This window comes from Chryseobacterium sp., assembly GCF_022869225.1.
Classification (GTDB): Bacteria; Bacteroidota; Bacteroidia; order Flavobacteriales; family Weeksellaceae; genus Chryseobacterium.
Genome location: NZ_JALIHL010000001.1, coordinates 1,461,479 through 1,475,570, shown reverse-complemented (window position 1 = coordinate 1,475,570; position 14,092 = coordinate 1,461,479). Strand labels below are relative to the sequence as shown.

The window sequence follows — 14,092 nt, the reverse complement described above, 5'->3', positions numbered from 1 at the left end:
TAAAAATACAATGCCAAATAAATATCCTGAAATTCCAAATACTAAAGTGACACAGAGATTGATCAAAATCGATTTTACAGTTACAAGGAGCACTTTTTCAGCATCTAGAAATAAAGAAATAAAAGCATACCCCATTCCCAGGAATAATCCAACCCACCAGGTGGCTAAAAATCCAATGATTCCAACTTTGATTCTGGCAGGGTAATTTTAAGTCTTCAATTCCAAATTGCTGGAATTTAAAATGAGTATAGTATTCCGGAGAAATAGAAAATGTAATTTGATCATGTAATATCCCATACACTCCGGCCAATAGAGCTGAGATAATGATGATAAGAACAAAATTTAATAATTGCTTCATGAAATTGAAATTTATAATCCTGGATAACGGGGTATCAATGGCTATAAATTTAAATGATATGAGAAACAGTGCAAAGTCAAAACCGTAATTATTTTTTTCTTTACAAGGAAGTAATGACCAATCATAAAATGAAAGTACAGCTGTTGAGTGTTGTACTTTAACCACCACATTGCCAAGCCGATGTTAGAGGGTCGTCATTTTATACTTCTTATACTTTTAAATCACAATTTATCTCAACTTCATCAATTGTTGCGCCCCGCATTTTGTAAAATTCGATTGCTTTTTTATTCCAGTTTGAAACTTGCCATTTTACCTTTTTGCAATTCTCGCTCTTTGCCGTTTCTATAACTTTATCTAATAATTTGTTCCCAATACCCAATCCACGATATTTCTCTAAAACATACAAATCATCTAAATAAACTGTTTTTCCGGTCCAGGAATAATATGCGATAAAATAGGTTGCAAAACCCACAATTGTATTTTTGTCTACGACAACAAAACAGTTAAAATAATCTTTGTCCTCAATCATCTGAGAGGGTGATGTAACAACTTTTTCTGGTGTCTGTATAAATTTAGCGAACTCAATGATTAATGAATAGATTTCTTCAAAATCGTCTGGTTTTGCTTTTCTAATGTCAAGTGTCATTTCAATACTGTTTACTTATTTTGTTGCTAATTTATTTTCACACGGTCTTTTACAATGACCGCTAACGTTTAAATTTACGCATTGTGCAAATATCCACATCCATAACTGCGCTAATTCTGTTTTTGTTTTTATGTAACTGTTTGTCAATCAATATATTATTTTTTTGGGTAAACGCATAATTTTAAAGAACTTTTGGGTCACTGGAGGTGTTTTTTAGGTTGTCTAATTGTTAAGGGGTCCACTATTCTCCCGCTAAATTTCTAAATAAATGTCTTCAGCAATGGGTTTCCCTTTATCTTTTATAATATCAAATTGAAGATTTTTTAAAGCATTTTGTGTCGTGTTTTCATTAGATTCTATTTAATTCTGTCGCATTTTGCAACCCGCCAATGGCACCGCGAAAGATTTGATAAGTACTGGCCCCGATTTTAGAATAAAGGTTCCCCATTGTGATCCGTTGTCAGCACTTCACTCATATAATCGAAAAAGGGACGCATGGCCAGTAAGGTTAACACTGCTTCCTTTTGAAAATTATCGGATAAAACCTCCTTATCGGTAAATTTTCGCATGACTACGAATTGCTTTTTTCTGATTAAATCTATAGCCGGATGATTTTTATCAAAACCTCGTGGAGCTGTTTTTACGGAATCACCTTTGAGCTCTCCGAAATATTTGACAAAGGTTTCGTCAGAAGTAATTTTTTCGATTTCTGTGGTACTGATTTCAAATTCTTTACGGATACGAAGTAAATCCTTGGCTTCAGGTCCCCAGAACCCGCCTCCTACAAAACTATTGCCCGGTTCCAGCTGAATATAATATCCACCTCTTAACATCGGTTTTGAACGGGAATATCCCACTCCGAAATTGGTTTTGTATGGCGTCTGATCCTTGGAAAAACGAACGTCTCTGTAAATCCTGAAAATATGAATTCCTTTTAACTTGTCATACTCCTGAAGTTCATTATATATCTGAGTGAAAAAAACTTTGTTTTCTTTTACTATCGAATCATATTCGGACTTGTGCTTGGCAAACCATTCCCGGTTGTTATTTTCTTTTAAATGTTGGAGAAATTCAAATGCTTTTTTCATAGGGTGTAAGAATGTTGGAAATTATATGTCTGAACAATTGCTGTCCAAAATCTCCTGATTTCAGAGTTTAATATAAGGAAATAATTTATTGTAATGGTGCAAAGTCAGGAAACCCCTCGGAGCGAAGTCTGGACTTCATATTCACCAATACAATATTAGAAAGAACCACTATTTTAAAATTTCGTTTCAAAACCTTTTTGCAGCGCTTTTAACTCAGGTTCTGTTAAGTTTCTTTCATTAATCTCTTGCCACAACAATTGAGCTTTGTTTAGTTCTTCTATACCCATTTTTTTAACGGCGGCTCCCTACATCAATATTGCGAAGTCTTTTTTGCTATACATGATTCCGTCAAAGTTTATAAAGGCACCATCATATTTTTCGACCGTATTTTTAAAGTCCAGCTTTCCCCCTTTAGATTCCGTTTTAATATATTCTTCAATACTGGAATTTTCATTATCATGGCTGCCAGTGATTTTTTCCTTTGCTATACTTTTCACTTCTTCAATGACATCATTATACTTTAAAATTTGATAATGTATGTTGTTGAATTTTAACGCATTATTATTGATTGTTGCATTAATCTTTTTAATACCTAGTAATGCTTCTAGTTCCTGAGCTGTCATATTATGGCTATTAGTTCTCAAATCTACGAATAACAATAACCCTTTGTGGATAAATAAACTGTCCGTGTCACAGATTTACATCAATACAGAATATCAGCATCCGAATTGATAAGAAGGATCGCTTCAGTAAAAGTGTCTGCAATTAACTCATGGGTTTCGTTAGAATTTTTGAATATTCCTTTTTTCCCTTTTACAAAACCAATCTGATGTGAATTGATCAAATAGTCTGCAAATACAATGAAATTCTTATCATTTTCATTATGGTATTCCTCCAGAATTCTTGCCAGCGGCCATATGGAAAACATATTCTTTGTCCAGTCCCAATCTGCAAACCCGTCCAGTTTTAGATAAAATTTTTTAAAATCATCCGGAAACCGAAAGCCGAAAATTTCTTCAGTTGCTTTAATTGAGTGTATTGGTGCAGGCGGGTTAAGTTTTATATTTTCACTTGCCCATTTCTCTTTAATTTTATCAATCCGCATATGTATTATCAATCTTTGCTAGCAAAATAATTTACTTCTTTTCATTCAAATATAGATAGTCTCCTTTAATTAATGATTTAGAAAATCCTTCCATTCTCACCTGTAAGATTGAAGGCATCGGAATTATGTCTGATTTTCTTTTTGATAATTTGCTGAACGAAGCAATGAGTAACTGTAACTCTTCCTTTTTGTAATTGCTGAATGAGTTATAGATGGCGTCATCCATTTTTTCAAGATGGATACTTTTTATGATTTGATTTTTCTTGTTCTCATCCCATTTTTCTAATCTTGATGCGAGATCTATCCTGTCAATACAGTAATCATAAATATATTTTTTAAATTAACAGTTTCAATCAGTTTGTCGATTAAAATTTTATTTTCCTCAGCTGGATAACCTGGCGGAGGTGGTCCGGCCTGAGCAAATGAGTTTAAACTTAAAAGGAAGATTAATAAGCAAAATAAATTTTTCATGATCTAATTTTTATTAAACAAGTAGTAAAGTTTTATCGAAAATAGCTTCTAGAAAAAATATCCGCCCACTAATTTTATAAATACTTCTCTGTCTCCAATTTTATAAATTGTCAGTATACTTCCGTCTGGAAGTTGTTTCATTTTTTGACTAAACTCAGCTCTTGGTCCAGAGTTGGCCAGTTTTTCAAGTTGTTGTAAAACTTCTCCGGTGGTTAAAACACAGATTGCTTTCTCTTCACTTTTCCCGTCGCCACTTTTTTCTATCGTTTGAATGATTAAGTCCTTTTGCTTAGAGCATAATTCTTTTTTTTGAATTTCATCAAGTGCCTGGTAAATATTCATCATATCATCCAGTAGATTTTTATTGAGAGGATTGATGGCATATTTTGATTCTGCTTCAGCAACTATTTTTTCCGCTTTATTTTTTGATAGTTTTTTCTGAGCAGGCTTCCAGAATGTGCCGGATTCACTGTTATAATTCCCAATGGTGTAATCAATTTTCACGAATTTGCTTCCGTAATACAATTGATTCAATTGCTCCTGTGTCAATTCAGAAGGATTTACTTTAAATACATCCAGAAGCTTATAAAAATTTTCCTGTGGATTTTCTGTAACATTCTTTTTAATCAGATCCGTATTTATTTGTGCATAGAATACCTGAAAGATTAAAACTAAAATACCTGAAATAATATATTTTCTCATTGTTTTTATGTTTTGAGTTTAGCGATTGCTTTATAAAAATAAATATAGGTAAAGTTAGACGAAAATGGGGGGAAGTATTAATAAGGTATGGCAATTAAATAGAAAACATATTATCTGAAAATTTTAATCTGCTGTAAAAACCCCCTTCTCATTTTTAAAACTAAAAATATAGTTCCCACGTTGTACTCTGGATAGATCTATCGTTTTATTATAATAGACAAAACCTTTACTGATCTGCTTCCCATCTGTTGAGTAAACTGTGTATTCAAACTGATTGCTGTTATTTTTTGCTGATAATAAAACCATCTTTGGATGCATTGGTATATACTTTTGTTTCCAATATACGGTTCTCATTGGTTGTATTTGCAAGTACGCTTTCACTAATATCTGCCACCTGTATGCTTTTAATAGCTGAACTGGTGAGAGACGTTGTACTTCCGCCAATGATATACAATTTATCGTTATATACTTCCAATGCGGCATGTCTTCGTGGGATCATATTGGAGGATAACTGATGGAACTTATTGGTTGTAGTATCAAAATAGGCCAAAAAAGTTTGATTATTATAGCCTCCTGCAATAAAAATCTTATTACCGGATACAGCTAATGAATGTCCGGATATCCCAGCAGGCATCGTATATTGATTGGTCCAACGATTAGTGTTGAGATCGTAAACATTGATCAGACGGGATGAGGTACCATTAAAACCACCAATGACATACAGCTTGTCATTCACAATTTTGCCCTTTGCTTCTCTGGCTGTGGGCATATTGGGTAACGGATGCCATGTATCTGAAGCAATATCATAATACTGGAATCTATTAGAAAAGACCGTAGTTGCCACTCCATTCAGTCCGCTGCCGCCAAACACATATATTTTACCGTTATGGATGGCAGAACCTGCATTTCCGGTATAGGAACGATTAACAGCGCCCTTCGTTATTTTATTGGTTTCAAGGTCTACAATTTCAAGATGGCTGTTTCCCCAACCGTTAAAAATATAAATTTTATTATTGTAAGTCTCCGAATTAGCAAATTTTTTGGAAAGTAGAGTAGGATTGAGAACACTCCATTTGTTATCCGTAATATTATACTTCTCAATATAATTTGCATTAGGTCCCTTGTCCTGATATCCATTACTCACATAGATATTATCACCCACAATTACACTGGCTGTAGCCCCTCTGCCTACAGACATATTGGCGAGATTTTTAAAATGAAGGGTTTGTGCATGAGTGAGTAATGAGCCCAAAAATGTAAGGAATAATAACTTTATTTTCAAGGGTATGAGTTTTAGTGTTAGGTTCTGTTTGATTTTCTTTCAGTGATTCAGTTTATTTTTTAATACCGGACTTTAAGATAATAATCGTGGTTTAAAGATAGGGAAAAGTTGATGAGGTTCTTTCGGTTCATATAAGGATATTTTTTCGTCCAGAATATATCTAAAACTATACCCACCTTTTTTAGATCGTTGTTATTCGGTCTTCTTTGGTTAGATGCAGTTGAATGAAACCGTCTTTAAGGTTATATTCTTTATGTTTAAATTTTGAGTTCAGTTCACTGCTGTTTCCTAAAACACCGCCAACTCCTGTGATTAATGGATGAATATTAAAATAAATGTCCGTTACCAAATCTTTGTCTATAAAGGCATTAAAAGCACCTGTTCCACCGCCAACCGCCATTTCGTGCAAGCCTTTTTCTGACATGTATTCAATAGCTTCTTCGGGACTTTCAACAGTCTTGTAGTCTTTTGATATGTAAGATTTTTCAGATAGTATTACGATTTCTATTCCGCTAAAATGTTCTTTGACTTCTTGTGGGAAGGTTAAAAAATTTTCAAAGGTTTTCAAGCCTATGACAAGGTTTCCAGCTTTTTTCGCGAATTCCAAATAAAAATCCATCGCTTCTGGTGGCAACTGATGATGTGGATTATCAGATAATAATACTTTACCATTAGCTGAAATGTTTGCAATTACTGTTACTTTCATTTTTAATTTTTTTTTACAGTATAAAATTATCTGAAAGAAACTTTACCTTTACTATCCGTTACCTTTTGGAAAGTAACTATTGTATGAGTACCAAAAAAAATGACATCAATAAAGAAAAAATATTGGCCCTTAAAGATGCCATTGAATTATTGTGTGGCAAGTGGAAATTCTGTATTCTGCATAATTTGTATAATTACGAAACAATGCGGTTCAAAGATTTGCAGGAAACGGCTATGGGAATAAGTCCAAAAGTTCTATCCAAAGAACTGCAGGAACTTGAAGATAATTTACTGATTACCCGAACGGTTAATAATACCAAACCTGTTACCGTTTCTTATGCACTTACCACACATGCCAAAGAAACTGAAGATGCTGTCAATGCCTTAATTAATTTTGGTTTGAAGCATAGAAAGAAAATAAAGGAGAAGTGATTTTTATATAAAAGCTGTTTAAACTTTTTTATTAAACCACAAAAGGCACAAAAGATTGAAACACTTAAGGGAGCTTAAGAGGATATCCTGGCGCAGAATAAGTCCACATAAGTTTTAAAAAATCTTTGATTTTTTTTCTTCAATGTATTTTTATGCTGTATTATTTTAAACTTTCTAAAGTGTACTAAAGTGTTTAAAAAATAAAAACTTTTGTGGTTAGTTTAAACAGACTTATAATTAAGAAGTTGAATTTACATCAAATCATCTTTTTTAATTTTGAAAGCTTTATTTTTTCCCTTCCTTTCAATAATAAGGTACGCTGCATCCAGCATTTTAGTCAGGTGGATGTAGGGACTGACTATATTCCTTTCCGAGAGATTGTCATAGATTCCCAGTGAGAAATAGACCATTTCGGACATAAAATAATCAAATTCCTGTATGCTGTATTCTTTGAATGCTTTTTTAAAGACCAACAAAGCATTTTGATATTCTTTCTCGGAAAGCAAGCCAAAAACCAACAGGGAGGTATCTTCCAACTGAGTATTGACGGCCCATTTCTTTTCTTTCATTGTGATGAGGTAGCCTGCTCGTACAAACTACTGCCGAAAATGAAAGATAACGGACGGATCTTCTTTTTATCCAGCTATTTCTTTTGACAGCGTAATTCATAATGCTGTTTAATATCTTTTCAGAGGCGGTCAGGCCATTGAGCTGAAAAAAGGTTTCCATCAGCTGGAGCCCGGAGCTTTTTTTGATGGGTGTGTATTTTTTATAGGGGATAAAAATAAATATGATTTACAATGATTTTTCCTAACCGTTAATAGTTTTTAAGTGATTAAGAATCATTAAGATCATAGCTGAGCTATTTTATTCAGCGAATTACTTTTTCATCCATCTTTGATGGAGCTTACTCATCTTAATCTCTTCATTTCCCTGAATGGTTTATATTTTAATTGGCTAGATTGTATTAAACATAACTCTAACTTCCGGCATACGGGTGTACGCTGAGCTTTATTTGATTAAATACTATTTGTTTCTGTTAACCTTTTTTTACTGCCTGTAAAAAAGGAGGAAGCTCTGCCAATGCTGAACTTCCTTCCTATACAAACTAAGGGTAATATAATAGAATTTGTGTTTTTCTGAAAGCCCTAAAGCCGCAATGGATTGTACACCCCATTGTAACATGTCATGATACTGTATGTGGTAAAGCAGGCTTAGAAAAAAGATATTTGTAGAAAAGCAGAACAGCATGAAAATAAAAACGGCATGGGACTCTACAATATCCGACTTGAGGTACTGGTATACCTGTACACAGATAAGAGAGCCCACGCCTAGGTCGTGAGCTGTTTACTTATCCTCTCGTGTACTTTTAAATTACCAGTTTTCAAGTCGAGACTCTAAGCAATAGCTTCTAATATTCGTTGAAGTATCGCATAGCTACATTTATTGTAGCTTATTGTACAAATATAATATAATTTCTCAATTGTAGGTTAATTCAACTACAGTTTTTTATTGTAAACTTTCCAAATTGCTCTAATAATGGTAATTGCAATGGATAGAATTGAATTTAGAATAGCTTTTGGTAAAAGAGTTGAAAAATTTAGAAAGAAGATGGGATTAAGCTATCGGCAGTTAGCTCAAAAATGTGATGTAGACCATAGTAATATCAGCAAAATTGAAAAAGGAGAAGTTGATTTAAGAATTTCAACAATACAGGAGTTAGCAAAAGGCTTAGAAGTCCATCCTCAAGAATTATTCGATTTTAAAATAGATGAGAAATTCTGACGAAAGTTGGAGTTTGTTTTTAAAAGGGGTATTTTTATTTTACGGGTATAAAGCCGGGAAACTTCGGTAACAGGGTAAATTAAAAACTATTATATAACAATCTCAACCTTATTTTTTGTTGGATTTTTTTTTGCTTGTAATAGTGCTTGGTTTAATCTTACTTTTAAAGTTTCTATGTTATCATTTGGTTGCAATTCAGTAACACCACAACAAATAGTTAATTTGTGGTTTTTTTCCTTAATATTAAAGTTAGCATCAGAAATTAATTGTTTTTTTCGCTCTGCTGCAATCTTTGCATTCGAAATATTTGTTTCATGAGCGATAATTAAAAACTCATCACCTCTAAAAAAATAACGGAATACATCATCAGTAATTCGGCTATCTCTTTTTAGTAAATCCCCAAGTTTATTCATTATCAAATCTGCTATATCATATCCATATTCATCATTAAATTTTTTAAAATTATCTATATCTATCAATATGAAAGAAATAGGCTTATTGGTTTTGTTTTTGAAAATTAAATCCAAAGTTTCATCCAATGCTTTATGATTCTTAAGACTTGTTAATTCATCTGTTTGATTCTGCTCTTTTATTTTTTTTACAACTCTATTAAATCTGATATAATATAAAATAAATATTAATAGAATTGAGACTAAAATTATAGATATAAAAAGCCAAATACTAATTTCAATTTTTTCAAGGAAAAAGTCTTTTACAATAGGAATGTATTTTAATATTTGTATAAATATTATTCCAGTCACTATGTATATTAATATATCATAAATAATCTTTGATAAAGCATCTTTTCTAAATTTATTGAATGATTCAATTAAATACTTCATTCTTATTTTATTTATTTTGTTTTTGAACACTAATACTTCCAATCGTTTTCCTATCTGTCCAATATTCCCCTTCCATTTCTGTTACGTTAAACCCTGTAAATTCTAGTATAGCAGAACCATAATGAATTTGGCTTCTATCTCTAACAGTCGATTTTGGAACATTCAAATACGTGTAAACTAATTTTTCTAATCCTCTTTCTTTGTCTATATCAAAATTTGAACTTACACTATAGCTTTTGCTCTCGCCTGTTTTAATTTGTATTTGAGTATTAAAAAAATTTTGATCTATTGTAAGTGTAATTGGAATTGGCTCATCACGTTTTTCGTTCCAGCTTGATATAATTTCCCCATCCCATTTACCTGATAAATCTGGAAATGGAACTAGCCATGGGTAGAATATTCTTAATTTCCATCCCCAAAATACAAAAATTGTCCAAATTCCAATATTAATAGAAATTGTAGTTGAAATGTCAGTTAAAGCTTTATGAAAATTAATGTTCTTTAAGTCCTGTGAGCATACAAATAAAATGATATAGGTTACAAAAGCAAGACCTAGTAATACTGATGCGAATGTTCTCAAATTGTATTTTATCATAATTAGTTAAATTCTAGATATTTCCATAAAAGTAGCATATATTCATTTACATCTTTCCGAGTCCATTTTCTACCAATAAATAAATAAAGTAATTCAGAAACTTCCCCCACTCTGAGCTTTTATCATCTGTTTGCGTTTGATTATAAATATAAATTATAGATTGTTTAAGTCTTTCTGTCCAAGTATCATAGTTATTAAAAATACTATTAGGGATATTCCAAACTAAACACTCTAACAAAAATGAAGTAATATTATCACTTACGTTCTCACCATCATCAATCATTTTATATCTTAGTTTTCTATGCAGTCTTGTCAGTCTTTTAAACCTTTTAGACGTTTCAGCATTCTTTTCTTTAGCATTACTAATATGCTGTATTGGATAATTGACTATTTTTTTATTCTTTTCTTCAGTGAAAAAAGCTGCACCTAAAACATATGAACCATCTTTGCTATATCTTCGATAATTCCAAGTAGGAACAACATCTGTTTCAATTCTATATGAGTTTTCCTTTATAGTTATACATTTATCGTTTCTGGTTACTTCATTTCTTCCAAAATGGTTTACTAAAGCAGTTTCTACATCATCTTTAAATTCTTCAAATGAATAAGATGTAGGATTAGTTAGCCCAAAATCTTCTTTTTTTGTTTCAGGTGGAATATTGTAGTAAAATGCACCAGTATATCTTACATTTATATCAATATCACTGTTGAGACGAACATTTGTGTCATTTGCGTATGAACCTTGTCCAAAAATTTCTTTAGATTTATTTTTTAGTTTAGGATCAGTATTTATTGCATCGCGAACCATTCGTAGAGAGTTTTCTAACTTCGTTTGTTCGCTATCACTTGGTGGTTTTGTCCAATTTGTTAATGTTTGTTCAGAGAATTTTGGCATAGTTTTTTTTAATAGTTATTAATTAAAAACATAAATGTAAAAATATTTTTCGGTCTTATGAAAAAACCGCTTTAGAAAAATAGATAGGGTGGTATATCAAATTGCCTCAGTCGCTGCCCGTTAAATTCTTCCTGGTATTCCATAAATTGGTATAGTATGGTCAATAGGAGGAATAGGGAAGCTAATTTTTATATTTATCTGGAAGTTTTTTAGTTGCAAGTAGACATTGACATCAAGTCATGTCGCTATCCTTGATTTTCTAATCTTCATCCTCCTCATAGTCTCTTGTGGCTACAAAACTTAACTTTTCTTTATTCTTTGATATTATTGTGTAGCCATTATTCTCATATAATTGAATACTATCATAAAATCTTTTATCTATTTGAGCTATTGCTATTACTGAACCTTGTATAACTACACTCATTTTTTCTCTTTCTGTCACCTCGACGTTTACAGTAATAATTTCGGTATATTTTCTTACCATATTTTATCAGTTTATATTGATTGTTAGTTTTTGTGAATTTTTGTAAGAATTAAATGACCTCTCTTAATTCTACTAATTTTAATATAACTTTTTCACTAAGTTAATTAATAATCTAGTAAGTTTCTTACGGAAAACCATAATCGAAACAAAAAACCGCCCTACAACAGCAGAACGGTTTATGTATTAAATTTGTCTTAGCGACTCGCTATTACATCATTCCTGGCATTCAACAACCCATTGGAATAGCTGGTTTGCGCTATTCACTTCAATGATGAGGAAGCATTCCAGATACAGAAGCTGCGTTTTTAAGGGTAGCTCTTGTTAATTTAGTTGAGTCAATGATATCGACTATTATTTGCTCAAAGTCGGAGGTGAAGAGGTGGTAAGTCTTTTTAATGCAATCATTATTTAAAATTTGGCTTTGAACCAATTTCAGGAGTTTTTATTTCAGGCTCATTGTATATCTCTCTAATTAAATCATTATAACTATTTTCTATATTTTCATCATTAGTTACATCAATATGTATAAATTGTTGCATAAAAGTTGGTATACTTTCAGTCATGTTTCCACGTCTTAATAGCGGAATAAACTTTTCGTTTTTGGTAATATTATTATATAGCTCAACATTCATAATTGAATATTCAAATCCAACTCCTCCTGTTCTTTTATCAGCTTTTAATTTGTAATTAGGCGTAAAAATGATAACTACTCTATGAGCTCTTCCTAAATTATTTTCAACAAAGTGTTGTAAGTTTGCTCCAGGCTTTAGATAAAATCTATCTAAAATGACCTCTACGCCATCACTTGCAAGACGATTTGCTAATTTTAAAACCCATTCTTTGTGTTCAGCATCATCCCAAGAATAAGAAATGAATACAACAGGTCTCTCTGAAACTTTCTCTTTTTCAGTATTTATATTTTTTCTTTCTTCAATAGGTTTTCCTCCTATAATATTTTCAATTTGTTGAACTTTATTTGCTTCAAATGGTCTAACAATTTCTAAAATTCGTTTAATAACTTGCTCTCTAATATTTTCATCTAGTTCTTTAAGAATATCATAGTAGAAAATTTTCCGACTCGTACTTTTACCTTCTTCATTTCTTTTTTCTATGTATTGAGTGTAAGTTGGATGATATGGAGAAAATTTTCTTACAGTATTAATAAATCTTGGTCCAGGAAAATAAGTGGCAGTATCTTCTGGGTCATTAATTAATTCAAATACTCTATTATATAATTCTGTGGATAATTGCATTTTAGACTTTTTATATTTTTGTTGTGATCCTTCTTCTTTTGCTTTCAGTAAATTATATTCAGATATAACTTTTTTACAAAAATCATCTTCAGGATATTTTTGCATAATTAAACGCTTCCTCTAAAGGTTTTCTTTTTATTATTTCAATTGTTAATTTTTTATGTTGTTCATTTGAAAGTATATAAAATTTCCCGTGATGAAGAATATTTAAAGTTGTCAAATTTTCCAAAATTTCCTTGTCTTCCTTTTTAAAGTTCTCTACTTTATTTAGAAATTCTATAACAAAAATATTTGATGCATAAGTCAAAAGTGTATCATCTTTTATATTTTCTTTTTCTTCGTATAAAATATCTAAAATTTCTTTCCAGTTTTCATTATATAAATATTGATACAAGTCTTCTTGGTTTATCATTAATACTGAGTTTTTTTATGGGGTTATATAACTTTCAAATTTACTTTATTACCGTACAAATCCTTTCGTGTAGTTATAATATTGAATTAATAATAATTTTATCTAAAAGCAAATTTACAGCGAGGGAAGTTTACCACTGTAAACATTTCAAAATCTGTTGGTATTAAACTTGCCTATACAATATTTTTAATATCATTTAATATTTTAATGTATTCTTGATATTCTTCTTTTAATTTGTCTTCTTCTTTTCTTGCTAGATCGTAAAGATTACTTCTATGTACTGACATAATATCTTGAGGTTTCTTTGGAGTATAAGTCAGGTATTCATTATATAAATTGTTTATTTGAATGTTTTGTTTTGTTAGGTGTTGTATTTTTGATATTTCCTTAGTGAAATTTGAAAAATTTTCTGCTATTACATTTTCTGTCATTATTGCTTTACTGCTAGACTCAATATGATAATTATAAAATTTATTTACGTCATTTACATTAGGGGTTTCTAAATTTTCTTCATATTGAAATTGGGCATACCAATAATGTTTATGAGATTTGTGCATTGCAAGTTCGTTATAATTATGTCTTAAGAGAGATATTAATCTTTCAAGTTCTGATTTAGAATCAAGAATTTGATTATCCTTATCCTTTTTATTTTTTCTATTTTCAAAATAAATTTGTGTTCCTAGTGTTAAAAATGATCCAATAAGTAAGGGAATTAATGTGTCCCAAATAGATTGTTTTGACTCTTGTTTTGTAGAAAGTGTTTTAATATAGTTTTCTAATACTTCATTTTTTAATTCAACTTTTTGATATTCGGCCTTAGCAGATGTAACCTGAATATTTGTTTTATTAACTGTATCTTTTCTTTGAGAAAATGTAATTATAAAAATCAAAAAAAAAATAATAAAAGATATTTGTTTCATATAAACATATAGTTTGGGGAATTTCTGTTGACGGAAAAAGTATTAGGAAAAAACATTGAAATTTTGATTAAAATTTCAATTTCTACCAAATATAATCTTGTCCTTTTTAGATTGTTT

General features: G+C 31.0%; 20 protein-coding genes. 3 read left to right on the top strand and 17 right to left on the bottom strand.

All coding sequences use genetic code 11. The features are described from left to right. Positions 1-10 precede the first annotated feature (10 nt). Entirely contained in the window at positions 11-205 is a 195-nt protein-coding gene (locus tag MUW56_RS06860) for a hypothetical protein (protein WP_292012498.1), read from the top strand. Positions 206-566: 361 nt separating this feature from the next. On the opposite strand, the gene MUW56_RS06855 is transcribed toward MUW56_RS06860, so the two are convergent. The 9 genes from MUW56_RS06855 to MUW56_RS06820 all read right to left on the bottom strand — a co-directional run bounded on the left by MUW56_RS06855 (position 567) and on the right by MUW56_RS06820 (position 6,358). After that, positions 567-1,004 carry a GNAT family N-acetyltransferase gene (locus MUW56_RS06855; RefSeq protein WP_292012497.1) on the bottom strand — a complete coding sequence of 146 codons (438 nt, stop codon included), beginning with the start codon at positions 1,002-1,004 and terminating at the stop codon, positions 567-569. A gap of 428 nt (positions 1,005-1,432) precedes the next feature. Further along, the gene (locus MUW56_RS06850) at positions 1,433-2,092 is read right to left on the bottom strand and encodes a DUF2461 domain-containing protein (RefSeq protein WP_292012496.1); all 660 of its coding nucleotides are present in this window, start codon (positions 2,090-2,092) and stop codon (positions 1,433-1,435) included. A gap of 305 nt (positions 2,093-2,397) precedes the next feature. Further along, complete coding sequence (locus tag MUW56_RS06845) at positions 2,398-2,715, bottom strand: hypothetical protein (protein ID WP_292012495.1); 318 nt, start codon at positions 2,713-2,715, stop codon at positions 2,398-2,400. Positions 2,716-2,795: 80 nt separating this feature from the next. Further along, positions 2,796-3,197, bottom strand: coding sequence for an SMI1/KNR4 family protein (locus MUW56_RS06840; RefSeq protein WP_292012494.1), 402 nt, complete (start codon positions 3,195-3,197; stop codon positions 2,796-2,798). Positions 3,198-3,497: 300 nt separating this feature from the next. Next, a complete protein-coding gene (locus tag MUW56_RS06835; protein ID WP_292012493.1) occupies positions 3,498-3,668 on the bottom strand; it encodes a hypothetical protein in 171 nt (56 codons plus the stop codon). A gap of 48 nt (positions 3,669-3,716) precedes the next feature. Next, positions 3,717-4,370, bottom strand: coding sequence for a DUF4919 domain-containing protein (locus tag MUW56_RS06830; RefSeq protein WP_292012492.1), 654 nt, complete (start codon positions 4,368-4,370; stop codon positions 3,717-3,719). 123 nt (positions 4,371-4,493) lie between these two features. Beyond that, positions 4,494-4,676 carry a T9SS type A sorting domain-containing protein gene (locus MUW56_RS22805; protein ID WP_367118503.1) on the bottom strand — a complete coding sequence of 61 codons (183 nt, stop codon included), beginning with the start codon at positions 4,674-4,676 and terminating at the stop codon, positions 4,494-4,496. Continuing rightward, positions 4,651-5,652 carry a kelch repeat-containing protein gene (locus tag MUW56_RS06825; protein ID WP_292012491.1) on the bottom strand — a complete coding sequence of 334 codons (1,002 nt, stop codon included), beginning with the start codon at positions 5,650-5,652 and terminating at the stop codon, positions 4,651-4,653. Before MUW56_RS06825 ends, MUW56_RS22805 begins: the two co-directional genes overlap by 26 nt. A gap of 181 nt (positions 5,653-5,833) precedes the next feature. Continuing rightward, the gene (locus MUW56_RS06820; protein ID WP_292012490.1) at positions 5,834-6,358 is read right to left on the bottom strand and encodes a hypothetical protein; all 525 of its coding nucleotides are present in this window, start codon (positions 6,356-6,358) and stop codon (positions 5,834-5,836) included. A gap of 83 nt (positions 6,359-6,441) precedes the next feature. Here MUW56_RS06820 and MUW56_RS06815 point away from each other — a divergent pair, with 83 nt between their 5' ends. Further along, positions 6,442-6,789 carry a helix-turn-helix domain-containing protein gene (locus tag MUW56_RS06815; RefSeq protein ID WP_292012489.1) on the top strand — a complete coding sequence of 116 codons (348 nt, stop codon included), beginning with the start codon at positions 6,442-6,444 and terminating at the stop codon, positions 6,787-6,789. Between the two features lie 251 nt (positions 6,790-7,040). Here MUW56_RS06815 and MUW56_RS06810 read toward each other — a convergent pair whose 3' ends face one another. After that, positions 7,041-7,358: a hypothetical protein gene (locus tag MUW56_RS06810; protein ID WP_292012488.1), complete on the bottom strand. Its 318-nt coding sequence runs from the start codon at positions 7,356-7,358 to the stop codon at positions 7,041-7,043. Between the two features lie 982 nt (positions 7,359-8,340). On the opposite strand from MUW56_RS06810, the gene MUW56_RS06805 reads away from it, so the two are divergent. Then, on the top strand, positions 8,341-8,574 hold the full coding sequence (locus MUW56_RS06805; RefSeq protein ID WP_292012487.1) for a helix-turn-helix transcriptional regulator: 234 nt from the start codon (positions 8,341-8,343) through the stop codon (positions 8,572-8,574). Between the two features lie 89 nt (positions 8,575-8,663). Here MUW56_RS06805 and MUW56_RS06800 read toward each other — a convergent pair whose 3' ends face one another. The 7 genes from MUW56_RS06800 to MUW56_RS06770 form a co-directional block, all read right to left on the bottom strand. After that, positions 8,664-9,416, bottom strand: a complete 753-nt coding sequence (locus tag MUW56_RS06800; RefSeq protein WP_292012486.1) for a GGDEF domain-containing protein — start codon at positions 9,414-9,416, stop codon at positions 8,664-8,666. A gap of 7 nt (positions 9,417-9,423) precedes the next feature. Then, positions 9,424-10,011 carry a hypothetical protein gene (locus tag MUW56_RS06795; protein ID WP_292012485.1) on the bottom strand — a complete coding sequence of 196 codons (588 nt, stop codon included), beginning with the start codon at positions 10,009-10,011 and terminating at the stop codon, positions 9,424-9,426. A gap of 46 nt (positions 10,012-10,057) precedes the next feature. After that, the gene (locus tag MUW56_RS06790) at positions 10,058-10,906 is read right to left on the bottom strand and encodes a nucleotidyltransferase (RefSeq protein ID WP_292012484.1); all 849 of its coding nucleotides are present in this window, start codon (positions 10,904-10,906) and stop codon (positions 10,058-10,060) included. 259 nt (positions 10,907-11,165) lie between these two features. Beyond that, positions 11,166-11,390: a hypothetical protein gene (locus MUW56_RS06785; RefSeq protein ID WP_292012483.1), complete on the bottom strand. Its 225-nt coding sequence runs from the start codon at positions 11,388-11,390 to the stop codon at positions 11,166-11,168. A 404-nt stretch (positions 11,391-11,794) separates the two neighbouring features. Further along, on the bottom strand, positions 11,795-12,748 hold the full coding sequence (locus MUW56_RS06780; RefSeq protein ID WP_292012482.1) for a toll/interleukin-1 receptor domain-containing protein: 954 nt from the start codon (positions 12,746-12,748) through the stop codon (positions 11,795-11,797). Beyond that, positions 12,732-13,055, bottom strand: coding sequence for a hypothetical protein (locus MUW56_RS06775; protein ID WP_292012481.1), 324 nt, complete (start codon positions 13,053-13,055; stop codon positions 12,732-12,734). Before MUW56_RS06775 ends, MUW56_RS06780 begins: the two co-directional genes overlap by 17 nt. 173 nt (positions 13,056-13,228) lie before the next feature. Next, positions 13,229-13,975, bottom strand: coding sequence for a hypothetical protein (locus tag MUW56_RS06770; RefSeq protein WP_292012480.1), 747 nt, complete (start codon positions 13,973-13,975; stop codon positions 13,229-13,231). Positions 13,976-14,092: the final 117 nt, after the last annotated feature.